Raw genomic sequence first — 22,391 nt, forward strand, 5'->3', positions numbered from 1 at the left:
CGTAGGCGCGACGCGCGGTCGCGATGACGAAATGGGTCATGAGGGTCACGGCGAAATCGCCTTGGCCGTCAGCGCACCCTGCGCGGACGACGGAATCAGCAGGTTGACGACGCGGCTCCAGCGCACCAGCGACGACGCATCGACGAACACGACATCGCGACGCTCGAGCGGAAACTGATCGGCCAGCGCGAACGACGCGGGCGAACTGCCGTCGAGGTGGTACACCCGCGGGCGGTTGTCCGGGCCACGACGCACGACGAACACCTGGCGCGCGTCCGACGTGTACTGGCTCGCGCCGCCCGTGTCGCCGAGTGCTTCGCCGAGGCTCATCCGGCCGTCGGTCAGCGTCAGCGTCGCGGGCCGCGACACCTCGCCGAGCACGAACACCTTCGCGTCGCTCGCCGCGCGCACGCGCACGAGATCGCCGTCGCGCAGCAGGATGTTCGACGGGTTCACGCCCGCGGCGATCAGCGCCGGCAGGCTCACGTTCACGGTCTTGTCGCCGCGCGTCACCGAGACCTGCGAGCGATCGGCCGTCGGGGTAAAGCCGCCCGCGCGGTCGATCGCCTCGGGCAACGTCATCGGCATGTCGTTGACGATCTGCAGACCCGGCGTGCGCACCTCGCCATCGAGATAGACACGCTTGCTGCGATAGGTCTGCACGCGCAGCGCGATCTGCGGCTTGCGCACATATTCGCCGAGACGCTTCGTCAGCAGCGCGCGCGCCTGCGCCTCGGTCAGCCCCGCCACGTGCACGAGGCCGGCATACGCGAACTGCACGTTGCCGTTTGCGTCGACCGTGTAGCCGGTCGCGACCGAACTGGCACCGACACCGTCGCCGCCCGCCGTCGTCTGCGTCGTCGGCAGGTTCAGTTCGGGGTGGTCCCATACGACGATGCCGAGCACGTCGCCGGGGCCGATCGTGTACGGCTTCGGCTTGCCGAACAGCTGGCGGATTTCCGCATCGACATCGGCCGGCCGGCTCGCATGCTGCTGCGCGACGAACGCCGGCGTGATTTCGATCAGCTCCTCGCTCGACACGTTCTGCACACCGTCGAGGCCGCCCGCGCCCGATGCATCGGCGCTCACGCGCGCATTCGCGTCACGGTCGGCAGGCGCCCGGTACGTCATGCCCGGCGACAACGCACATGCGCTCAATGCGCACGCGGCCGCCACGATCGCCATGCGCGACAGCCACGGTGCGCGACGGGTGCCGGCCATGCGTGCCTGCAACGCTCCGTGCGTCGATTCGGGTTGCGTGGTGATTGACATCGTGCCCTTCCAAAACTGTGCGGTAACCCGCCGAACGCGGCGAATTCCGGCATTACGCTTGCCGGCGCGGCTCGCATCACGGTGCCACGCCTCCCTCTACACCGCACGTCAAACCGTACGATTCGTCATGAACTGCTCTTCGTCGCTTTCGTTACTCGTCTGCATCGCCTCGGCCGGCATCGTCCGCGCCGTCGATGCGCAGACGTTGCCCGCCGTCCCGGCCAACGCGCCAACGTTCGCATCGGCGGCGGCGCTCCCGCCCGTACCGCTGCAGCGATCGGCGCAAGCCGCCGCGACAAGCGACGCCGTCGAACCCGCTGCAGCCGCCTCCGGAGTCGCGATGTCCGCTTCCGCGCGTCCCGTCGCCAGCACCGCCGTCCAGCCCGAAACGCGCGCTCGCGGCGCGCTGCGCCGGCCGCTCGTGCCGGGGCGGCCGCATCGCCCGCAAGCGGCCAGTGCACCCGCCGACGACGTATGGCGCAGCGACAGGTTGTATGCGTCGCCCTACGCGAAGTCGCCCTATGAGCAACCGGACGATCCGGACTGAAGCATCCCGGCCGGTCATGCCTCGGCATGACCGGCGATGCACTGATACGGAATTGGACACCACGGCGAACGGCACGTCTGTGAGGGACCCCACCGAACGCCGATCTTCATGCGTAGAGGGGATCGCACCCCGATGCGCCGCCGCGTGCGACGCGGCGCGCATCACGACCGGCCGACGGACACGCTCGTGTACGATCGCGCGGCCGCTTCCGGTGCGGCCGGATCGGCGACGCGCGCGACCGGCCGGATCGAGTCGCGACCGAGCGCCTGCATGCACCGGTCGATCACGATGTCCGTGCCCACCGCGCCGTACACCGCATGGTCGACCTGCGGCTCGAGGTACAGACGCACGTGACGCGAGCACCGGAACGCGCGCTCGATTGCACCGAAGTGACGCCGGACATCGTCGATGCCGGGATCAAGCGCGCCGTACACCAGCGTCGTCCATACGTTGCGCTGCGCAAGCTCGTGCATCACGCCGCGCGGCGTGCCGATACCCGGCTTCCAGCCGGCGCGCGCGACAAGCGCCTTCGCCGGCACGCTGACCCGCGCGATCGCATTCGCGGCCACCGCCCGCACGATCGGCCGCAGGTCGCGCCGATCCCGCACGAGGCGCTTCCATTTCTGCCAGTCGCGCACCGACAGCCAGTAACCGCGCACCGAGTTGTTCCGCTGCTTCTGCACTGCCTCGAGCGAGAGTCCGGCCGGCCACACGAAGCGGGCGAGATTGATCGCGATCACGCCGCCGAGCGACGGCGTCTTCACGGCCGCATGCAACGCCGCATAGGCGCCGGAACAAATGCCCGCCGCGGCCACCTCCGGGTGACCGAGCGCGCGCAGCCAGTCCGCGGCAGCGGCCACGTCGTCGCTCGACCGCGCCGAATACACGACGCCCGACTGGTCGTCCAGCGCGGCGGGCCCGCTATCGCCGACGCCATGCACGTCGATCCGCAGTGTCGTCACGCCGGTGCGTGCCAGCGCGCGCGCGAGGCGCACGCTGAAGCGCCCTTCGCCGCTGCGCGGGTTCGTCGACGTGTTCGCGATCACGAGCGCCGGGCCGACCGGATTCGCCGGCCGCGTGTCGGCGGGACGGCACAGCACGCCGACGAGCCGGTCCGGACCGACCGCGACGACCTGCTCGGTCATGTCGTGTAGGTCCAGCGCGACGGCCGACTCGCCATTCCACGCCGAATCCGTTTGCATCGGGGTTTCGGCGCCAGCCGACATACGCGGCGCGCGTTCGGCGATCCAGTTCGCGAGCGTGTCGATCGCCGCGAGCGGCAAGCGCGAGCGCGTGCCGTCCAGCATCGTCGTCGGCCATTCGCGGAATTCATCGCTCGCCACGTCCACACCGCGCTCGAACAGCGCTTCGCGCAATGCCGGCCCGTCGCCCTGATCGGGCTGGATAAGCAGCATCGCGCCAGGCAATGTCGGCGCATCGCGCACGACGTCGCACAGATCGACCGCCTTCAGCGCATCGACGAAGTCGTCGGGAAACCGGTGTCCGAGCACGTTCATGCACGGTTCGTCGCGATGCGCGGCGCGGATCGCGGGCGACGTGATATCGAGCCACTGGCGATGCACGAACGACAGCTCGCGCAGGTAGGCGCGACCGCGCACGACCGGCGCCAGCGCCACCAGGGCGTCGACGCGCGGCGCCGGGCGCGGGCCCACGCCCGCGGCGGCCAGCATCGCGAACAACGCTCCCGCACGGATCCCGACGAGCGTCAGCGTGGTTACGCCAACCTGATCGCGCAACAGGTCGATCGCGTCGTGAATGCTGGCGATGCTCGCGACATACCGACCGGCGTCGCGATCGTCGCCCGCCGAGTCGCCGGTGCACGGGTAGTTGAATCGCAATACCGTGACACCCTCGCGGGCCAGCCGCTCCGCGATCGCCCGCATGAGCTTGTGCGTCCACGATGCCTCGTGACCCAGCGATTCGCACAGGATCACGCCTTGTGTCGTATGTCCTTCGTGCAGCCACCCCACGCAGCTGCCGAACGTTATCGGCTTCAATCGGTACTCCTCGGCTCGGTATTTGTTATCGGATGCGGACACGCGTCCGGCGGCACACCGGAATCGGCCACTCCACGGTCGTGTGACCGCTCTACGGCGCACGGCCTTCACGCAACGGACCTCCGCCGCGCCCCTGCGCAACCCGTCCCTTCGCGATGCGTTGCCCTGCCCCGTTGCCTGGCGGCGGCAGGTTGCCGGCCCGAGTCGTCGTCAAGCCATGTCTGCCGCGCACGCAAACAGTCGTTCGATTAGAGCACTCGGCCCGAGCGCCCTTCGGTGCGCCAGCTTACAAATGCATTCATTACCGTGGCGATACAACGAGGCGCCCGCTGTCGGGATTCGCGCCGCGCGTGTGCGCCGAATCCGCGAAAGGTAGGCTCGCGAACACAGTCGTCCCGCTAGCCCCGTATCATGACCGCCATGCGATGTGGCCGTGTCCGGCATCGCCGGACGAAACCGGCGCCAGCCGGAACGGGCCGCGAACCCACGCAGCCGGATCAGCGCCGACCGGCCGCGCGAGCGCACGGCGGCCCGCACCTCGCCACCCTGCGACACCCACGGCGCCGACCAAGCGAATGTCAAACCTCAAGAAGAATTTCCTGCTGCTGCTGACGCTGCAGATTTCGATGTATGCGGTGCCGCTGCTGATCGCACCGTTGCTCACGCACGCGCTGGGCCCGGAAGGCTACGGGCAGCTCGCGTTCTCGCTCGCGGTCATCGCGTACCTCACCAACTGCACGAGCTACAGCTTCGACCTGACCGCCACGCCGCGCATCGCGCTCGCGCGCGACGACCGCGCCGAACGCTCCCGCATCTTCTGGGCGACGCTGTATGCGCAGATCGGCATCGCGGTGATCTGTTTCATCGTGCTGGTCGGGCTGATCGTGCTGGTCGGCCGCTTCGGCGAAGACCGCGACCTGCTGCTGATCGGCTTCGGGATGGTGGCCGGCGTGGCGTTCACGCCGGGCTGGTATTTCCAGGGCATGGAGAAGTTGCGCGCGCTGAGCGTGATCCTGTTCGTCGGCCGCATCCTGAGCCTGCCCGCGATGTTCGCGCTCGTGCACAGCCCGGCGGACATCGACCGCGCGATGATCGTCAACGCGGCCGTCCCGACGCTGTCCGCGCTCGTACTGGCCGTCTATCTGTATGCCCAGCGCGAAATCGACTTCGTTCGCGTAGGTTTCGCCGACATCGCCGAATCGCTGAAAGGCGGCTGGCAGGTGTTCCTCGCATCGACGTCGATCGCGTTCTATGCGTCGACCAACACCGTGCTGCTCGGCTTCGTGTCGGGCAACGTCGCAGCCGGCTACTTCGCCGCCGGCGACAAGCTGATCCGCGCGGCGCTCAGCATGCTCCAGCCGCTGAAGGCCGCCACCTATCCCCGCATCAGCTATCTGATGCGGCATGCGCGAAACGACGCGTTCTCGTTCTTGCGCAAGCTGTTCGTGGTGCAGGTCGCGATGGTGCTCGGCATCTCGCTCGCGATCTTCTTCGGCGCGCCGCTCGCCGTGCGCATCCTGTACGGCCCTTCGTACGAACCGACGGTCCAGGTGCTGCGCTGGATGGCCTTCATTCCATTCATGGCCGGGATGACCGACCTCTTTGGTGTGCAGACGATGCTGCCGCTCGGAATGAAGTCCGAATTCACGCGTGTCCTGATGTCATCGGGCATTCTGAACATCGTGCTCGTGCCGGTGCTCGCGAAGTACTTCGCCGAACTGGGCGCCGCCGCCGCCGTGCTGACGGCCGAGGCTGCGGTCGCAGCGGCGCTCGCGACCGTCGTCTATCGCGCCGGGATTCCGCTGCCGGGCAGTCCCGTCGCTCGGCGCGGTTAGCTGGCGCAGCGTCCGTGCTGCCGGTTTTCCCCGAGGCGACCGGAATTCGACGGGGTTCCATTCGATGCACACGCAACGACTCCCCCACACGCCCCCGTCGCCGCCCCCAATCCGCCTCCCTCGAAACGACCGCCCCCGGGTACTTCTTACCCTGCTGCACACGCACAATCAGGAACGCTTACCGACTTTTCCCCACATCGCACACCCGCATCGAAAAAAGATCATACGTATCAGTAGAAACACCGATGCTGTAGTCAAACTACATTCGTACGATTGGCCACTGCAGAGAATCGCTACATCCGATTCGGCCGTGTCGGACGGTCCGCGTCGCCGTCCGCGTTGTCCGATCGGGCCCAACCGGCCGTAACGATTCCCCGCCTGGCCTGGCATGCCGACGCGCAACCACCCTGCATCGCCAGCCGAATGCGTCCGGTGCGAATCCACCGGACGTGCGCAGCTCCAGACATCATCCGAACAACCGGCAATACGATCATGGAGAGCAACATGCGGGACAAACACTGGCCGGCCGTCGTGCTGGCAGCGACCCTCTGCACCACCGCCTACGCAGGCAATGCCGATTTCAATTCACAGGGCGACGCCGCCGACGCATTCGCGTCGTCCGCCGCGCAGCGGCGCGCCGACGTCCTCGTGCGCAAGATGACGCTCGACGAGAAACTGCAGTTCATCCATTCGCAATACGAAATGTCGAAGGTGCCGAACGGCGGTGCCGGCTACATCCAGGGCGTGCCGCGGCTCGGCATTCCCGATCTCAACATGGTCGACTCCGCGACCGGCTCCGGCAGCACGTCGCTCGCGAGCACGACCTTCCCCGCCACGATCGCCGTCGCCGCGAGCTGGGATCGCCGCCTGTCGTACGACTACGGCAAGCAGGTTGCGATCCAGTTGCGCGCGCAAGGGTTCGGCATGGGTCTCGGCGGCGGCACCAATCTCGCGCGCGAGCCGCGCGGCGGCCGGCTGTTCGAGTATCTCGGCGAGGATCCGTTGCTCGCAGGCGACCTGCTCGCGGAGCGCACGCTCGCCACGCAGCGGCAGAAGGTCATCGCGACCATCAAGCACTATGCCGGCAACGAACAGGAGCATGGCCGGATGGGCGGCAACACGCAGATCGACGAACGCACGCTGCGCGAGCTCTACCTGCTGCCGTTCGAGATCGCCGCGAAGCGCGGGCAGCCCGGCAGCGTGATGTGCAGCTACAACCGCCTGAACGGCGCATACGCGTGCGAGAACACGCATCTGCTGAACGACGTGCTGAAGAACGAATGGGGCTTCCAGGGCCAGGTGCAATCCGACTGGGGCGCGACGCACAGCACGGCCGCCGCGATCAACGCCGGGCTCGACGAGGAAGAAGACGTCGGCCCGTCGGTCTACCTGACGCCGGCGGCCGTCAAGCAGGCGATCGCGAACGGCTCGGTATCGACCGCGCGCCTCGACGACATGGTGCGCCGCAAGCTCGCGGTGATGATCCGCGTCGGCGTGATGGACGATCCGGCCAAGGGCGGCGGCACGATCGATTTCGCGGCCGCGAACCGGTTCGCGCAGAGCGTCGCCGAGCAGTCGATCGTACTGCTGAAGAACGACGGCAACCAGTTGCCCTTGGCGGCGGCGGCCTTGTCGCGCATCGCGGTGATCGGCGGCCACGCCGACGCGGCCGTGCTGTCGGGCGGCGGCTCGGGCAACACGCGCGATCCGGTCACCGGTTCGTTCGCGGGCTGCGGCGGCCTGACGTTCGGGGCGTCGACCGGCTGCAGCTGGTGGCGCAATCCGTGGCTCAAGGTCGACGTGCCGATCGTCGCGGCGATCCGCGCGCTCGCGCCGGCGGCACAAGTCACGTTCGCGGGCAACAGCGACCAGCAGTCGCCGTTCCGCGCGTACACGCAGCAGGAAATCGACCAGGCCGCGGCGCTCGCGGGCCGCTCGGACGTCGCGATCGTCGTGGTCGCGCAGCCGGCCGGCGAGGATTTCGGCGATCTGCAAAGCCTGAGCCTCGCGAATCCGTCGAATCAGGATGCGCTCGTCGAAGCGGTCGCGCGGGCGAACCCGCACACGATCGTCGTCGTCCAGAGCGGCAACCCGGTGCTGATGCCGTGGAAGGACAACGTGTCGGCAATCGTCGAGGCGTGGTATCCGGGCGAAGGCGGCGGCAAGGCCATCGCGAACGTGCTGTTCGGCGCGGTCAACCCGTCCGGCAAGCTGCCCGTCACGTTCCCGGCGCGCGACCAGGACACGCCGACGTGGGGGCAAGGCGGCGCATTCGACAACGACCCCGTCTACGCGGAGAAGCTGAACATGGGCTACCGCTGGTACGACGCTCGCAACATCAAGCCGATGTTCGAATTCGGCCACGGGCTGTCGTACACGCACTTCGCGTATTCCGGGTTGTCGGTGTCGCGGCAACGGGACGGCTCGCTGAGCGTCGCGTTTACCGTGCGCAACGACGGGCGTGTCGCCGGCGCGGAAACGCCGCAGGTCTATCTCGGCGTGCCTTACAAGGACGAGCCGCCGAAGCGGCTGGTCGGCTGGGAAAAGATCCTGCTGAACCCGGGCGAGGCACGGCATGTCCGCGTGACCGTGTCGCCGCGGATGCAGAGCGTGTGGGATACGTCGCGCAATGGCTGGAAGGTCGTGCCGGGCGGGACGGTGTATGTCGGCGCGTCGTCGCGCGATATCCGGCTGCAGGGTAGCTAGGCAGCCGGCCTGACGATGCCGGTGTCGGGTGGAACGCCGCCCGGCACCCGCGCACAACGCGTCGATTCGTACGATTAAAGAGGCGCCACCGGCCGGCAAACGATGCACAATCGCCGCGTTTCGTTCACATTGTCGACCAGGTGTCGGCAATGCGTGCGCGATGCGCACATGAATGAAAACCGGGAATGCCATCCATGCCCGGATTGACTTGCTCGTGCGCCCCGTTCGGCTAGGATGTGAACGTGCGATTTACCGGACTTCGTGCCGGCCGCCCACCGCACGAATGTGATAGCGTAGTGAAGCCGCAACACGGTCTCGTCGCCGATGGTCGGAGTAGAACATGTCGGCAGGTCCGCGGGCGCGCTTCGTCGTCAGTCGTCATTGCAAAGGAGTTCTCCCATGTGGACCAAACCTGCCTACACTGATCTGCGACTCGGTTTCGAAGTCACGATGTACGTGTCGAATCGCTGATTCGGGCACGCCATCCGGAAAGGAAAGCCTCGGTCTGCCGAGGCTTTTTCTTTGCTTCGCACCCCGGCCCCTCGTCGCACCGTCATGCTCATACACATCCTCGGATCCGCCGCGGGCGGCGGCTTTCCGCAATGGAACTGCAACTGTGCGAACTGCGCGGGTTTTCGCGCGGGCACGATCGACGCGCAGGCCCGCACCCAGTCGTCGATCGCGCTGTCCGACGACGGCGCGAACTGGGTGTTGTGCAACGCGTCCCCCGACATTCGCGCGCAGCTGCAAGCCTTCCCGCCGTTGCAGCCGGGCCGCGCGCTGCGCGACACCGGCATCGCCGCCGTCGTGCTGATGGACAGCCAGATCGACCATACCGCCGGCCTGCTGAGCCTGCGCGAAGGCTGTCCGCTGCAGCTGTGGTGTACCGACATGGTCCACCATGACCTCATCAGCGGCTTTCCGCTGTTCAACATGCTCGCGCACTGGAACGGCGGGCTGGTCTGGAACCGCATCGTGCTCGGCGACAGCTTCACCGTGCCGGCCTGCCCGAACCTGCGCTTCACGCCGCTGCCGCTGAGCAGTGCGGCGCCACCCTATTCGCCGCATCGCTTCGATCCGCATCCCGGCGACAACATCGGCCTGCTCGTCGAGGATCGCCGCACCGGCGGCACGTTGTTCCATGCACCCGGGCTCGGCACGGTGGACGACGCGCTGCTGCAACGGATGAACGACGCGGACTGCGTGCTCGTGGACGGCACGCTGTGGGACGACGATGAGATGCTGCGACGCGGCGTCGGTGTACGCACCGGCCGCGAAATGGGTCATCTCGCACTGAACGGTCCGGGCGGCATGCTCGACGTGCTGGCCCGGGTGCCGGGCCCGCGCAAGGTATTGATTCACGTCAATAACACCAATCCGATCCTCGACGAAGGTTCTCCCGAACGCGCGGAATTGCGGCAGCGCGGGATCGAGGTCGCCTTTGACGGGATGGACATCGTGCTATAAAAAACGCATGGTCCCGCTTCCGCGACGCACATCGTGACGCATACGACGTCGATTGCGGTACGACGCACGCCCTTCCAGTGTCCCCAACGTCATGGAACCGTCGATGAGCCAACCCGCTCTCACTCCCGCCCAGTTCGAGCAGGCGCTGCGTGCCAAGGGCGCCTTCTATCACATCCACCACCCGTACCACGTCGCGATGTTCGAAGGCCGCGCGACCCGGGAGCAGATCCAGGGCTGGGTCGCGAACCGCTTCTACTATCAGGTCAGCATTCCGCTGAAGGACGCGGCGATCCTCGCGAATTGCCCCGACCGCGAGGTTCGCCGCCAGTGGGTCCAGCGCCTGATCGATCACGACGGAACCGCCGGCGACGAAGGCGGTATCGAGGCGTGGCTGAGGCTCGGTGAAGCGGTCGGGTTGGACCGCGCGCAGTTGCGCTCGCAGGAACGCGTGCTGCCCGGCGTGCGTTTCGCCGTGGACGCCTACGTGAATTTCGCGCGCCGCGCGAACTGGCAGGAAGCTGCGAGCAGCTCGCTCACGGAACTGTTTGCGCCGCAGATCCACCAGTCGCGCCTCGACACCTGGCCGCGCCACTACCCGTGGATCGATCCGGACGGCTACGCGTATTTCCGCACGCGCCTCGGTCAGGCGCGCCGCGACGTCGAGCACGGGCTCGACATCACGCTGCGGCATTACACGACCTACGAGAGCCAGCAGCGGATGCTGGATATCCTGCAGTTCAAGCTCGACGTGCTGTGGACGATGCTTGACGCGATGTCGATGGCCTACGAACTGCACCGGCCGCCTTATCACACCGTCACCGACCAGCCGGTCTGGCACAAGGGAATCGCACCATGAATTTCGACAGGAATCGCGTGCCGCGCTGGCGGCCGGGTTTTCGCTTCCAGTTCGAGCCGGCCCAGCATGCGCACGTGCTGCTGTACCCCGAAGGCATGGTCAGATTCAACGAAAGCGCGAGTGCGATCGGCGGGCTGATCGATGGCACGCGCACCGTCGCGGACATCGTTGCGCATCTCGAACGGCAATTCCCCGACGTGCCCGAACTCGGTACCGACGTCGAGGATTTCATGGAGACCGCCCGTGCCCAACACTGGATCGAACTCGCGTGAGCCGGTGACGCCCGACGCCGCGCGGGCGGCAACCGGATTGCCGCTGTGGCTGCTGGCCGAACTGACGTACCGGTGCCCGCTGCAGTGCCCATACTGCTCGAATCCGCTCGATTTCTCGCGCCAGGGCGCGGAGCTCGACACGGCACAGTGGTTCAGGGTCATGGCCGAAGCGCGCGAGATGGGCGCCGTGCAGATCGGCTTCTCGGGCGGCGAACCGCTCGTCCGTCCGGATCTTGCCACACTGATCGGCGAGGCGCGCCGCCTCGGTTACTACACGAACCTGATCACGTCGGGTATCGGCCTGACCGAACAGAAGATCGATGCGTTTCGCCAAGCCGGCCTCGATCACATCCAGATCAGCTTCCAGGCGAGCGACGCGACGGTCAACGACATGCTGGCCGGATCGGAAAAGGCATTCGCCCACAAGCTCGCGATGGCCCGCGCGGTCAAGGCGCACGGCTATCCGATGGTGCTGAACTTCGTCACGCACCGCCACAACATCGACGACATCGACCGCATCATCGAGCTGTGCATCGCGCTCGACGCGGACTACGTCGAGCTCGCGACGTGCCAGTATTACGGATGGGCCTACCTGAACCGTCAGGCGCTGCTCCCCACCCGCGCACAGCTCGAGCGCGCGGAGCGCATCACGAACGCGTATCGGGCGAAGCTCGCCGCCGCGAACAACCCATGCAGGCTGATCTTCGTCACGCCCGACTATTACGAGGAGCGGCCGAAGCCCTGCATGAGCGGCTGGGGCAGCCTGTTCCTGATCGTCACGCCGGACGGCACCGCACTGCCGTGCCACGGCGCGCGGCAACTGCCGATCGCCTTTCCGAACGTGCGCGATCACGACCTGCGACACATCTGGTACGAATCGTTCGGCTTCAACCGCTTCCGCGGCGACGACTGGATGCCCGAACCCTGCAAGTCGTGCGACGAGAAGAAGAAGGACTTCGGCGGGTGCCGATGCCAGGCGTATCTGATGACGGGCGATGCAAGCCTCACCGATCCCGTCTGCGGCAAGTCGCCTCATCACGGCCTGATCGAGAAAGCACGCGAGGCCGCGCTCGCGCCGCTGCAACCCATGACGCAACTCGTGTTTCGCAACGTACGCAATTCGCGTGAATTGACGAAGACCTGAACGGCGCCGCGCGCTCGCCGCCGATCGCCGGTGTTTCCTGATTTGGAACGCAATGTTCGCGCATCGCGTCGGGCCGGCTCACTATAATTCGTTCGATCGAAAGCGATCGTCAGACCCATTACCGGAGCAGACCATGAACGACCTTCATATCGTCGCCGTGCTGTACGCCAAGGCGGGGCAGGAGGCGCAATTGCGCGAAGACCTGATCGCCCTTGCCGGTCCGTCGCAGAATGAAGAAGGCAATCTGCGCTACGAGGTGCATGTCGACAGCGAAGATCCGCGCCGGTTCGTTTTTGTCGAACATTGGGCAGATCCCGCCCTGCGCGAAAAGCATCACACGCAAGGCGCACACATCCTGAATTTCCACGCCAACGGCGTGAAGAATGTCGAGCGCTCGGAAGTCTTCAAACTGTCTCGCCTCGCCTGACCCTCCTTTCCCGCGCTGACCACCGTTTCGTGCGCGTGCGCGCGACGCCGGACATCTCGCCGCGCGCCGCGTCGTCGCCCCGGATTCAGCGAGGAGCGACGCGGTGTCCGGCAACCCATCGAATCCGTTTTTGCAACGTTGCGCACCGACGGCCCGTCACGCGCCGGCTACCGCCCATGGCGCGGCAGCGAGGCGCTCCGCCAGATAGTCCAGGAACGCGGTCACGCGCAACGGCCGCAAGCTGCTCGGCGGCGTCACGAGATTCACGCCCACCGGATCGATCCGCCACTCGGGCAATACGTCCACCAGTTCGCCTCGCATCAACGCGTCCCTGACGACGAACTCGGGTTGCAACGCGACGCCCCGGCCAGCCAGCAGCGCGGGAACGATCACGTCGGCGCTGTTGCTGCGGATGATGCCGCGCACCGTGACCGCGAACGCGTCTCCGCACGCATGACGGAATTGCCATAGCTCGGGCGTCGCCAACCCCGTGTAGACGAGACACGCATGCCGGGCCAGGTCGCGGGGATGCGTCGGTCGCCCCCATCGTTTCAGATAGGCCGGCGAAGCCACCAGCGGGTGATTCACCGCACAGAGCCGGCGCGCCCGCAGCGACGAGTCGGCGAGTTCCGCGATGAGCACCGCCACGTCGAACCCGCCGCCGACCACATCGACGATGCGGTCGGTGACGCAAAGGTCGATCTCCACCTGCGGATAGCGTTCGAGAAAGGCGGGGATCAACGGCGCGACGTGGCGGCTCGCGAACGACATCGGCACGGCAACGCGCACCAGGCCGCGCAGTTCCGTCGCGTGCGACGACGCCTCGGTCTCCGCCGCCGCGGCTTCGCTGAGAATGCGAATCGCTCGCGATTTGGCGATTTCGCCGGCGGCCGTCAGCGAAACCTGACGCGAGTTTCGATAAAAGAGCGCCGTGCCGAGCCGGCGTTCGAGTCGGGAAATGGCTTTCGACACGGTCGGCTGCGAGAGGTCGAGCGCCTCCGCGGCCCTGACGAAAGAGCCCGTTTCGAGCACGTGCGCGAAAATCGCCCACGCCTCGAGGTCAGGAAGTATCTGCATCAGACAGCAAGCCTCCGGTTGGCCGATCCGGCCGGTTTCCTGCCGATACCGGTGCCGCGCCCTGCAGCGTTCGCGCTGCATGAGCACCGCCGCCGACACCGGCTGCGCGATGTGCACACCGCTAGAAAAGCGTATGAAGGCCGATGCGGGCAATGGCCTGGTTCGCGCCGGACGACGCGCCATCCGGATCCATCACACCGTTGATTTGCGCCCGGGCACCGCTGCTTGCCCGCTGCCACACACCGGTCGCGTACACCATCGTTCGCTTCGACAGCGTGTACTGCACCGTCGCCGTGACCTGGTGAGCGTGGTCGTTGTCGAGCGCCGCATTGCCCTTCATGTACATGTAATCCGCGCCGATCCTGACCGGACCGGAGAGTTGCCAGGTACCGCCCGACTCGGCCATCCACACCGAGCCACCGGACGCAGCGTTATGAACGGTCGTCACCAGCGCGCTCAGGTTCGCCCGTCCGATCCGGTAGTGCGCCCCTGCGCCCCAGTTACGCACACTCGTCGCGACGGAGCCCGGCTGTGCGCCATATTTCTCGTTGGTGTACGCGGCGGCGGCGCCGAACGGTCCGGCCTCGTAGTCGAGACTGGCGCTCACCGTATTGCCCGCGCCGATCGAGCCCGGCACGCCGCCGAACGCATAAAGCGCACCCGCCTTCAGCCCATGGATGACCGGGCTCACGAACTTGACGGCGTTCGCTACACGCTGACTGCCCGCCATCCGGTCCCAGTCGAACGCGCCGGTCGGGTTGCCGGGCAGCGCGAGCTTGCGAAAGGGTCCGTTGCGCAGGTTGTACAGTCCGGCGACATCGGCCGCCGCGTCAGTGCCGCTGAAGAACAGCGTATCGGCCATGAATTCATACTGGTTGCCGAACGTCAGCGTGCCCAGCCGGTCGTTCTGCACACCGACGTACGCGGTACGCGCGAACAGGCCATTGCCGATCAGCGCGCCGGTACCCGGTGAAATCTGGCTGACCAGCTGGAAAATGACCTTTGAGCCGCCGCCGACATCTTCGCTTCCGCGCAAGCCGAGCAGGCTCGGCGTAAAAATCCCGTCGTCGAATTTCGCATTGCCGTGGCCACCTTCGTTACTGACGTAACTCAGTCCCACGTCGAGCGCGCCGAACAACGTGACACTGCTCTGCGCGCACGCGATCGGCACATGCGCAATCATCAACAGGGCCGGGGCATAGAGACGCTTTCCGAACATGAACCGCCTTCTTCATTGCTTCGCAATCCGAATCACAACGACCGGACCTTTCAATCATCCCGCGCAATGCAGGTACGCACGCGCACGCCGCCGTCATGCCCGATCGCGCGACAGGCGGCACGCATCGACGGCACGAGTCTAGCGCACGGAATGACGCTTCGACGTTCGGCCCGCGAGAACACAATGTTCTGCATCTCCCGGCTACGCAACGCATCGCGGTTCGCCTACACTCGTTCGGTGCATCGGCAGATGCGCCGCGATTCGAGCCACGACCCGAGCCGCGATCCGTCGCCGACGAGAATCGATTGCGCATGCGATCGCGACACCCTCCGCCGCGCCCGATGCTTCGCGCTCAGGTCGAGCCGACCGGCGCACGCCAGGTCCCCACTTGCCAGGCCCGGAACTCCTTCCTCCGGCTTTCGTCCTCCGGAAAGTCCAGACCGCGCTTCACGTCCGATGTTTGAACCCGGGCGAAGCGCTCCATTAAGCGATCGTCACCCGGCGGTCGCGTTCGTCGCACGCGTTTTCACGCTCCGGAGCGGCCGGCGCGGCAACCGCGCCGAATCTCTCGACGCGCGCCACGGTAAAATTCCGTCGTGACCCGTTGCTCATCCCGTTCAGGCGCCCTGCCGGGCCTGCTGCGGCATGCATCGCCTGCCATCAGGAGCGCGCCGCACAGGAGCCCCTATCTCCTTGATTCCTATACATTCACCGTTTCCCGGAACATGACTTACTCGCTTGCCACCCTGTACACCCGGGAACTCGAGATCCGCAAGAGCCGCTTCATCGCGTTCGCGATCCCCGTCGAGGACCGCGATGCCGCGATGCAGGCGCTGCAGCGCCTGCGCGACGAACACCCGGCGGCCACCCACGTGTGCTGGGCCCTGCTCGCCGGCGGCCAGTCCGGCATGTCCGACGACGGCGAACCGTCGGGCACTGCCGGCCGACCGATCCTCGAAGTGCTGCGTCATCACGATCTCGACGGCGTGCTCGGCGCGGTAGTCCGCTACTACGGCGGCGTGAAGCTCGGCGCGGGCGGCCTGGTGCGCGCCTATACGGATGCGATCGCGTCGGCGCTGCTCGACGCCGAGCGCGTCGAACGCATTCGCCACACGCGGATCGCGATCGAAATCGGCTACCCGGACGAAGCGCGGGTGCGCCGCTGGATCGAGCAGGCGGGTTACGCGCTGGTGGACAGCGCGTACGGGATGACGGTGAAGCTCGTGATCAAGCTGCCGGAAACGGCCGAGGCAGCAGCGAAGACCGAACTGTTCGACCTGACGCAGGGGCGCTCGGGCTTCCCCGACCTGTGAGGATCGGGCAACCCGCCCGGCCTCGCCGCCACGGGTTTCACACAGATTCCCGTGAAAATTCAGATGCGTCCGATAGAAAACCCGCGCGCCGAAGCTTAATCTCCTCCGTGTTCCTCGCGACGCGTCCTGCAAACGCCTGGCCGGGCGTGCAGACATGCGGCACACCGCGCGTCGCCAACGATCGCCAACAATCAGAATTCAGCTACGGGGATATCGGACGCATGCAACTGCAAAAACTGCAAGCCCAGCTCGCGGAACTCGATCGACGCATCCGGGTGGCGCGCCGCCGCGAACGCCAAGCGGCACTGGTGCAGGTACGCCAGCTCGTGACGGACCATGCGCTGACCGCGCGGGAAATCTTCGGGCAGGGTTACAGCGATCGCGTAAAGCTGTTCACGATGGGCACGAAATATCGCGATCCGGCGACGGGCGCGACCTGGAGCGGCCGCGGTCGTGCGCCCGCCTGGATCGCCGGGCGCGACCGCGCCGCGTTCCTGATCCGGGATTAACGCGCGCCGCGTTGCACGGCGCGCCTCCGTGGTCGATGCAGTCGACCCGAACCGCTCAATAAACGTCCGGGACGATCATGCTGTCCGGCGTCGGACGGCGAATGTAGTCCTCGTGATGCTCGCGCTGAGGCAGATCGATCGTCGGCCGCGGCACCTCGTGATACGGCACCTGGGTCAGCAGGTGATGGATGCAGTTCAGGCGCGCGCGCTTCTTGTCGACCGCCTGCACGACCCACCACGGCGCCTCGGGGATGTGCGTGCGCAGCATCATCTCTTCCTTCGCGGCCGTATACGCTTCCCAGCGGCGGCGGCTCTCGAGATCCATCGGGCTCAGCTTCCACTGCTTCAACGGATCCTCGATCCGGCTCTGGAAGCGCAGCTCCTGCTCATGGTCGGTGATCGAGAACCAGTACTTGACGATCTGGATCCCGCTGCGCACGAGCATTTTCTCGAACTCGGGCACCGAGCGGAAAAACTCCTCGTATTCGTCGTCGGTGCAGAAATTCATCACGCGCTCGACGCCTGCGCGGTTGTACCAGCTGCGATCGAACAGCACGATCTCGCCGCCGGCGGGCAGATGCGCGACATAGCGCTGGAAATACCATTGCGTGCGTTCGCGATTGTTCGGAGCCGGCAGCGCCGCCACGCGGCACACGCGCGGATTCAGGCGCTGCGTGATGCGCTTGATCGCACCGCCCTTGCCTGCAGCGTCGCGCCCCTCGAAAATCACGACGAGCCGGTGCCCCGTGCTCACGACCCAGTCCTGCAGCTTCACGAGTTCGCCCTGCAGCCGGAACAGCTCGCGGAAATACTGCTTGCGCGCTTCGCGGCGCTCCGGCGAGAACAGCAGATCCTCGTCGTTGTCGAAGCGGCGGTCGTCGAGCTCCATTTCGAGTTCTTCGTCGTACGCGTCGACGAGGTCTTCCTCAAAACGGCGCTGGCGCGATTCGAGCGATGCCGTATCGGTGAAGTCGTCGGACTCGGTGCGGGTATCGTTATCGCCCATGGGGCCTCCTTCCTTCAATTGGCGCAGCCAAACACCACCATTATCCCAGCGTCTCGCGTCAAATTGATGAAAAAGGGGTCGATCCGCCCCTCAGAAGCGGAATCCGGGCCGCGCTCGCCGAGAGCGTACTTGAACGCGGTCTAACCGCTCCCGAGCAGAACGGGAGCGCACATGCGCCGCTGACGCGGTGACGCCCGCCCGCTGGCGATGCATCAACCGGGCGGCGGCAGCACGACCGTGTCCTCGGGCCCGAGCACGCGGCCGTCCTGCGAGCGAAGCTCCAGTTTCCTGACGGGCAAGCCGGTCTTGCGGTCGACGAGAAGCACGTGCGCCTCGTCCGGTTCGAAGAAGAAATCCTCGCCCCACTGCCGCAGCGCGACGAGCAGCGGAAACAGGCCTCGCCCCTTTTCGGTCAGTACGTATTCGTGATGTGCGCCGCCGTCCGCGGCCGGCACCATGTCCATGATTCCGTGCGCGACGAGGTTGCGCAAACGCGCGGCGAGGATGTTCTTCGCCAGGCCGAGATTTTTCTGGAATTCGCCGAAACGGCGCAGCCCGTCGAATGCATCGCGGACGATCAGCAGCGACCACCAGTCGCCAATCGCATCCAGCGGGCGGGCAACGCCGCAAGGGGAATCTTCGTGGGTGGTTCGTCTGGTCATCGATGGAAGTCGAACGGCGGATGGTGCCATGGGCAATGAAGGTTTCAATATAAAACCAACAATACTGAAAATCAATCGCCGTGCGTCCATTGTTCGAGGAGCACGAACGAAACCGGGTTCCTCATCGGAATTGGTTAGTCGGGGTTAGTCTGGTCATGCATTTCGATGCCAAAAATTGCCGAATTTTCGATTTTTCTTACCTGAAGTCATCCCGTCGTCGAGGCGTTCGACCGTGTCCTGATCATTCATTCAGTTGCAACTTGAAACCTCATGTCCTACGCTCCAAATGGTTTCAACATGAAACCACTATCCACGACCATACGAAGGAGCGCTCGATGATTTCATCCGATGCCACGTTCGACGGCACCTTTCCATTCGCTCCGCACTTCAGCGACGCGCCCGGTTTCCAGATGCACTACGTGGATGAAGGCCCGCGCGACGGCGAAACGGTTCTGTGCCTGCATGGCGAACCCACGTGGGGTTACTTGTTCCGCCACCTGATCGCGGCACTGAGCCCGACACACCGCATCGTCGTGCCCGACCACATGGGATTCGGCAAAAGCGCGACGCCGCAGGATCGCAACTACGGGTTGCAGGACCATATCGACAACCTGGAGCGCTTCGTTCTCGCGCTCGACCTCGAGCGCTTGACGCTCGTGATGCACGACTTCGGCGGCCCGGTCGGCATGGGGCTCGCCGCGCGGCACCCTGACCGGATCCGGCGCATCGTGTCGGCGAACGGGCCGACGCCGTTCGGCCAGCCCGATCTGGTCGAGCGCGTGACCGCGAACGGTCGCGACGCACCGTGGTTCCAGTGGATCGTGCGCGCGGCGGCAGACGACACACTCGAAACGGTGCTCGGGCAGCTAGGCTTCAACATCCTGAGTACGCTGAAGCTCAACGGTTTCGAGAATCATGCCGTCATCGACGATACCTGGATCGCCGCATACGGTGCGCCGTTCGCGCAACCGGCCGACTGTATCGGCGCGATCGGATGGGCGCGCGGATTTGCCGACGGCATGCACCGGTTCGAGGAGCCCGATGCTGCAGCGGTACGCGCGATACGCGACAAGCCCGCGCTCGCGATCTGGGGAGACGCCGATCGCACCCTCGGCGCCGAGCACTTCCTGCCGCTGTTCACTGCGCTGTTTCCGTCGGCGCCCGTCGAGCGGCTGGCCGGCGTCGGGCACTATTGCTTCGAGGATGCGCCCGACGCGGTGACCGACCGGATCGCCGGATTCATCCGCGCCACCGCCTGAGCGCGTTGCACCGCGCGTCCGAGCCATCCGACGCGGCTACCCGCCCGGCACCGGACTGCATGCCGGCCGCGGAACCGCGTGCGCGACCGCTTTCGCGCACGCGTCACTCACCCGCTACTCGACGTCACCGAATGATCCGCGTGACCCCGCGCCCACGCGGATCGGCCATCGCCTCCGGCGTCCTGCCGTCGATCTTGATCACCTGGATGTCGCCGCTGAAGTCCTGCCCCGTCAGCGTGTAGCCGCGGGCCTCGATCTGTTTCGCGAGTTCGCCTTCGATCGGGTGGTACGGCTCCCAGAAGATCGTGTTCGGCGGCAGCAGCTGATGGTGGAAACGCATCGCGCCGACGGCCTCCTTCAACGGCATCCTGAAGTCGTAGATGTTGTTGATCACCTGGAAGATCGACGTGAAGATCCGCGAGCCGCCCGGCGTGCCGATCACGAGCGACACCTTGCCGTCCTTCGTCATGATCGTCGGCGACATCGACGACAGCGGACGCTTCTTCGGCTCGATCGCGTTCGCGTCGCTGCCGACGACGCCGAACATGTTCGCGACACCCGGCTTCGCGGAGAAGTCGTCCATCTCGTCGTTCAGCACGATCCCGGTACCGTCGGCGACCACCCCCGAACCGAAATAGCCGTTGATCGTGTACGTGTTCGACACCGCGTTGCCCCACTTGTCGACGACCGAGAAGTGCGTCGTCTCCGCCTTCTCCGGCATCGACGTGCCGAGGCCCGGCTGCACGCTCTTCGTGTCCGACGGTTCCTTCGGATTGACCTCCGCCGCGCGCTTCGCGATATACGCGTCATCGGTCAGCTGCGCGACCGGCACCTTGTAGAAGTCGGGGTCACCGAGATACTGCGCGCGATCCGCGAACACGCGCTTCTCGATTTCCGCGACGAGGTGGATGTATTGCGGCGAGTTGAGCTTCACGCCCTCGAACTCCTGCTTGAGATCGGCCTTCATCTTCAGCAGCTGCACGAGGCCGATGCCGCCCGAGCTCGGCGGCGGCGCGGTGATCACGTCATAGCCGTTCCACTTCGCCTGCACCGGCTGGCGCCACACCGCGCGGTATTGCGCGAGATCCTCGGTGGTGATCAGCCCGTTGCCGTCGCCGGTCTTCATCGACGCGGCGATCAACTCGGCCGTCTTGCCCTTGTAGAATCCTTCCGCGCCGCCATCCGCAATGCGCGTGAGCACCGCCGCGAGATCGGGCTGCTTGAAGTTCGTGCCGGCCTTCATCGACGCGAAGTACTTGTCGAAGTTGGTCTTGCCGCCGAATTCCTTCGACGCGTCGACGCCGCGCTGCGCCAGCTGCTCGTCGACGACGAAGCCGTCGCGCGCATAGTGGATCGCCGGCGCGAGCACCTGCTTCCACTTCAGCTTGCCGAAACGCTTCTGCGCTTCCCACATGCCGGCGACCGTACCCGGCACGCCGGCCGCGCGCGGGCCGTACAGGCTCATGCCCTTGACGACGTTGCCGTCCTTGTCGAGATACATGTCCTTCGTCGCGGCGAGCGGCGCGCGCTCGCGATAGTCGATGAAATACGGCTTGCCGTCCTTGTAGATCGTCATGAAACCGCCGCCGCCGATGTTGCCGGCTTCCGGGTATGTAACCGCAAGCGTGAACGCGATCGCGACGGCCGCGTCGATCGCGTTGCCGCCTTCCTTGAAGATCCGCTCCGCGGCGTCCGCGCTGTACTTGTCGGCCACCGCAACCGCCGAGCTCGTCAGGACCGCCGGCTGCGGCCCTTTCGCGTAGGCCGGCGTGTTCGGCAGGAAGCCGATGCCGGCCATCGTCGCGAGCACGACGGCGGATGATTTGAAGCGATTCAGCATAGACATTGCATGTCCCCCATGTAGGTCTCCGGCGGGCTGGAAATAGCCCCTGATCCGCTTATAGCCGCTGGCGCACGGTCAGCCCTATGCCGGTTTCGTAGTGAATCGGGGAATGCGGCCGGAAAACTCGCGGCACACTACGAATTGCCGTGGATCGTGTACGGTCGGTCACACGGCGGAGCAAAAAATGAGCCGGCGGATCAGTCGAAATGGCATGCGGCGGATTCGCAGCGCACCCGCGCGATCGGAAATCACGGCACGCGCCGCATGCGCGGCTCCGGCACATGTAAAAAAATGCGATCGAACCGCCCGCTGAGCAGGCCGATCTGAGAAGATAGCGCCCCGCTTTCGCGCCCGATCGTTCGCGCTCGTCCGCGGCCGCTTCACGCTTCTTCGTCTCGTTTCCTATGGCATCACACAATGCGCATCACGCGTCCGGCTTCGCGGCCGGCGTCGCCGCCGCCGTCCTCGTCGCGCAAACCGGCGCGACCGGCCCCTGGCACGCGGGCCTGCTCGCCGCGTTCGCGGCCGGCGTCGCGGGCGGCACCGCGCCCGACTGGCTCGAAGTCGCGTGGTGGACCCGCAAGCGCCGCTTGTGGATCACGCACCGCACCATCACGCACTGGGGCATCGGCTGGATCGCGTTGCTCGCGCTCGGCTGGCACGGGCTCACGCATCATCCGCATCCGCTGTGGGCGGCGCCGCTGTTCGGCTTCGCGTGCGGCGGCGTGATGCACCTGCTCGCCGACTGGCCGAATCCGCTCGGCGTGCCGTGGATCTGGCGGCGCCATTCGCTGAACCTGTGGAACAGCGGACATTGCGACCTGATCGTCGTGGCCGCCGCCTGGGGCGGCACGCTGTGGCTCGCGCAATCGCTGTGGACGCGCGCGCCGTTCCTCGAACACTGGCTCGGCTGGCTGCATCGCGTGTAGTGACACGTCGTAGCGCATAGTCGCGCGCCG

Annotated in this window: 20 protein-coding genes; 13 read left to right on the forward strand and 7 right to left on the reverse strand. The window is 66.2% G+C overall.

The window, feature by feature from the left end:
* Window positions 1-45: 45 nt before the first annotated feature.
* Window positions 46-1,272 (reverse strand): polysaccharide biosynthesis/export family protein, encoded by a 1,227-nt coding sequence (locus tag DID98_RS01550; RefSeq protein ID WP_124519638.1) that lies wholly within the window; start codon window positions 1,270-1,272, stop codon window positions 46-48.
* Between the two features lie 127 nt (window positions 1,273-1,399).
* On the opposite strand from DID98_RS01550, the gene DID98_RS01555 reads away from it, so the two are divergent.
* Window positions 1,400-1,819, forward strand: a complete 420-nt coding sequence (locus tag DID98_RS01555; RefSeq protein WP_124519701.1) for a hypothetical protein — start codon at window positions 1,400-1,402, stop codon at window positions 1,817-1,819.
* Between the two features lie 161 nt (window positions 1,820-1,980).
* On the opposite strand, the gene DID98_RS01560 is transcribed toward DID98_RS01555, so the two are convergent.
* Window positions 1,981-3,837: a serine aminopeptidase domain-containing protein gene (locus DID98_RS01560; RefSeq protein WP_124570065.1), complete on the reverse strand. Its 1,857-nt coding sequence runs from the start codon at window positions 3,835-3,837 to the stop codon at window positions 1,981-1,983.
* A 575-nt stretch (window positions 3,838-4,412) separates the two neighbouring features.
* Here DID98_RS01560 and DID98_RS01565 point away from each other — a divergent pair.
* From DID98_RS01565 to DID98_RS01605, 8 genes are all read left to right on the forward strand, one after another.
* Window positions 4,413-5,672, forward strand: a complete 1,260-nt coding sequence (locus tag DID98_RS01565; RefSeq protein WP_124484981.1) for an oligosaccharide flippase family protein — start codon at window positions 4,413-4,415, stop codon at window positions 5,670-5,672.
* A 504-nt stretch (window positions 5,673-6,176) separates the two neighbouring features.
* Window positions 6,177-8,378 (forward strand): glycoside hydrolase family 3 C-terminal domain-containing protein, encoded by a 2,202-nt coding sequence (locus DID98_RS01575; RefSeq protein ID WP_124570070.1) that lies wholly within the window; start codon window positions 6,177-6,179, stop codon window positions 8,376-8,378.
* Window positions 8,379-8,777: 399 nt separating this feature from the next.
* Entirely contained in the window at window positions 8,778-8,849 is a 72-nt protein-coding gene (gene pqqA / locus DID98_RS01580) for a pyrroloquinoline quinone precursor peptide PqqA (RefSeq protein WP_124485082.1), read from the forward strand.
* A gap of 84 nt (window positions 8,850-8,933) precedes the next feature.
* Window positions 8,934-9,845 (forward strand): pyrroloquinoline quinone biosynthesis protein PqqB, encoded by a 912-nt coding sequence (pqqB, locus tag DID98_RS01585; protein ID WP_044842934.1) that lies wholly within the window; start codon window positions 8,934-8,936, stop codon window positions 9,843-9,845.
* Window positions 9,846-9,948: 103 nt separating this feature from the next.
* On the forward strand, window positions 9,949-10,701 hold the full coding sequence (gene pqqC, locus DID98_RS01590; protein WP_044843142.1) for a pyrroloquinoline-quinone synthase PqqC: 753 nt from the start codon (window positions 9,949-9,951) through the stop codon (window positions 10,699-10,701).
* Window positions 10,698-10,973, forward strand: coding sequence for a pyrroloquinoline quinone biosynthesis peptide chaperone PqqD (pqqD, locus tag DID98_RS01595; protein ID WP_044842933.1), 276 nt, complete (start codon window positions 10,698-10,700; stop codon window positions 10,971-10,973). The genes pqqC and pqqD overlap by 4 nt, the downstream gene beginning before the upstream one ends.
* Window positions 10,945-12,117 carry a pyrroloquinoline quinone biosynthesis protein PqqE gene (gene pqqE / locus DID98_RS01600; protein WP_185500276.1) on the forward strand — a complete coding sequence of 391 codons (1,173 nt, stop codon included), beginning with the start codon at window positions 10,945-10,947 and terminating at the stop codon, window positions 12,115-12,117. Before pqqD ends, pqqE begins: the two co-directional genes overlap by 29 nt.
* Before the next feature lie 133 nt (window positions 12,118-12,250).
* Complete coding sequence (locus DID98_RS01605; RefSeq protein ID WP_124484984.1) at window positions 12,251-12,544, forward strand: putative quinol monooxygenase; 294 nt, start codon at window positions 12,251-12,253, stop codon at window positions 12,542-12,544.
* A gap of 156 nt (window positions 12,545-12,700) precedes the next feature.
* Here the strand turns inward: DID98_RS01605 and DID98_RS01610 are convergent, their stop codons facing one another.
* Window positions 12,701-13,621 (reverse strand): LysR family transcriptional regulator, encoded by a 921-nt coding sequence (locus DID98_RS01610; protein ID WP_124484985.1) that lies wholly within the window; start codon window positions 13,619-13,621, stop codon window positions 12,701-12,703.
* A gap of 121 nt (window positions 13,622-13,742) precedes the next feature.
* The gene (locus tag DID98_RS01615; RefSeq protein ID WP_409333434.1) at window positions 13,743-14,804 is read right to left on the reverse strand and encodes a porin; all 1,062 of its coding nucleotides are present in this window, start codon (window positions 14,802-14,804) and stop codon (window positions 13,743-13,745) included.
* Window positions 14,805-15,565: 761 nt separating this feature from the next.
* Here DID98_RS01615 and DID98_RS01620 point away from each other — a divergent pair.
* Entirely contained in the window at window positions 15,566-16,153 is a 588-nt protein-coding gene (locus tag DID98_RS01620; protein ID WP_124484987.1) for a YigZ family protein, read from the forward strand.
* Window positions 16,154-16,374: 221 nt separating this feature from the next.
* Window positions 16,375-16,662, forward strand: coding sequence for an H-NS family nucleoid-associated regulatory protein (locus DID98_RS01625; protein WP_124485084.1), 288 nt, complete (start codon window positions 16,375-16,377; stop codon window positions 16,660-16,662).
* A 55-nt stretch (window positions 16,663-16,717) separates the two neighbouring features.
* Here the strand turns inward: DID98_RS01625 and ppk2 are convergent, their stop codons facing one another.
* Together ppk2 and DID98_RS01635 are read right to left on the reverse strand one after the other, a co-directional pair.
* Window positions 16,718-17,668, reverse strand: a complete 951-nt coding sequence (gene ppk2 / locus DID98_RS01630; protein WP_124484988.1) for a polyphosphate kinase 2 — start codon at window positions 17,666-17,668, stop codon at window positions 16,718-16,720.
* Between the two features lie 212 nt (window positions 17,669-17,880).
* Window positions 17,881-18,330, reverse strand: a complete 450-nt coding sequence (locus DID98_RS01635; protein WP_124519704.1) for a helix-turn-helix domain-containing protein — start codon at window positions 18,328-18,330, stop codon at window positions 17,881-17,883.
* Window positions 18,331-18,665: 335 nt separating this feature from the next.
* On the opposite strand from DID98_RS01635, the gene DID98_RS01640 reads away from it, so the two are divergent.
* Complete coding sequence (locus DID98_RS01640; protein WP_124519705.1) at window positions 18,666-19,589, forward strand: alpha/beta fold hydrolase; 924 nt, start codon at window positions 18,666-18,668, stop codon at window positions 19,587-19,589.
* Between the two features lie 124 nt (window positions 19,590-19,713).
* Here the strand turns inward: DID98_RS01640 and ggt are convergent, their stop codons facing one another.
* Window positions 19,714-21,435 carry a gamma-glutamyltransferase gene (ggt, locus tag DID98_RS01645; protein WP_124519647.1) on the reverse strand — a complete coding sequence of 574 codons (1,722 nt, stop codon included), beginning with the start codon at window positions 21,433-21,435 and terminating at the stop codon, window positions 19,714-19,716.
* Window positions 21,436-21,836: 401 nt separating this feature from the next.
* Between ggt and DID98_RS01650 the strand changes: the two genes are divergently transcribed.
* Window positions 21,837-22,361 (forward strand): metal-dependent hydrolase, encoded by a 525-nt coding sequence (locus DID98_RS01650; RefSeq protein ID WP_044842922.1) that lies wholly within the window; start codon window positions 21,837-21,839, stop codon window positions 22,359-22,361.
* Window positions 22,362-22,391: the final 30 nt, after the last annotated feature.

This window comes from Burkholderia sp. Bp8984 (genome assembly GCF_003853755.1).
GTDB lineage: Bacteria > Pseudomonadota > Gammaproteobacteria > Burkholderiales > Burkholderiaceae > Burkholderia.

Bases quoted from the DNA above. Each gene is read 5' to 3' on its own strand.
- DID98_RS01550 (WP_124519638.1), bottom strand. From the start codon at position 1,272: ATGTCAATCACCACGCAACCCGAATCGACGCACGGAGCGTTGCAGGCA.
- DID98_RS01555 (WP_124519701.1), top strand. From the start codon at position 1,400: ATGAACTGCTCTTCGTCGCTTTCGTTACTCGTCTGCATCGCCTCGGCC.
- DID98_RS01565 (WP_124484981.1), top strand. From the start codon at position 4,413: ATGTCAAACCTCAAGAAGAATTTCCTGCTGCTGCTGACGCTGCAGATT.
- DID98_RS01575 (WP_124570070.1), top strand. From the start codon at position 6,177: ATGCGGGACAAACACTGGCCGGCCGTCGTGCTGGCAGCGACCCTCTGC.
- pqqB (WP_044842934.1), top strand. From the start codon at position 8,934: ATGCTCATACACATCCTCGGATCCGCCGCGGGCGGCGGCTTTCCGCAA.
- pqqC (WP_044843142.1), top strand. From the start codon at position 9,949: ATGAGCCAACCCGCTCTCACTCCCGCCCAGTTCGAGCAGGCGCTGCGT.
- pqqD (WP_044842933.1), top strand. From the start codon at position 10,698: ATGAATTTCGACAGGAATCGCGTGCCGCGCTGGCGGCCGGGTTTTCGC.
- DID98_RS01605 (WP_124484984.1), top strand. From the start codon at position 12,251: ATGAACGACCTTCATATCGTCGCCGTGCTGTACGCCAAGGCGGGGCAG.
- DID98_RS01610 (WP_124484985.1), bottom strand. From the start codon at position 13,621: ATGCAGATACTTCCTGACCTCGAGGCGTGGGCGATTTTCGCGCACGTG.
- DID98_RS01615 (WP_409333434.1), bottom strand. From the start codon at position 14,804: ATGATTGCGCATGTGCCGATCGCGTGCGCGCAGAGCAGTGTCACGTTG.
- DID98_RS01620 (WP_124484987.1), top strand. From the start codon at position 15,566: ATGACTTACTCGCTTGCCACCCTGTACACCCGGGAACTCGAGATCCGC.
- DID98_RS01625 (WP_124485084.1), top strand. From the start codon at position 16,375: ATGCAACTGCAAAAACTGCAAGCCCAGCTCGCGGAACTCGATCGACGC.
- ppk2 (WP_124484988.1), bottom strand. From the start codon at position 17,668: ATGGGCGATAACGATACCCGCACCGAGTCCGACGACTTCACCGATACG.
- DID98_RS01635 (WP_124519704.1), bottom strand. From the start codon at position 18,330: ATGACCAGACGAACCACCCACGAAGATTCCCCTTGCGGCGTTGCCCGC.
- DID98_RS01640 (WP_124519705.1), top strand. From the start codon at position 18,666: ATGATTTCATCCGATGCCACGTTCGACGGCACCTTTCCATTCGCTCCG.
- ggt (WP_124519647.1), bottom strand. From the start codon at position 21,435: ATGTCTATGCTGAATCGCTTCAAATCATCCGCCGTCGTGCTCGCGACG.
- DID98_RS01650 (WP_044842922.1), top strand. From the start codon at position 21,837: ATGGCATCACACAATGCGCATCACGCGTCCGGCTTCGCGGCCGGCGTC.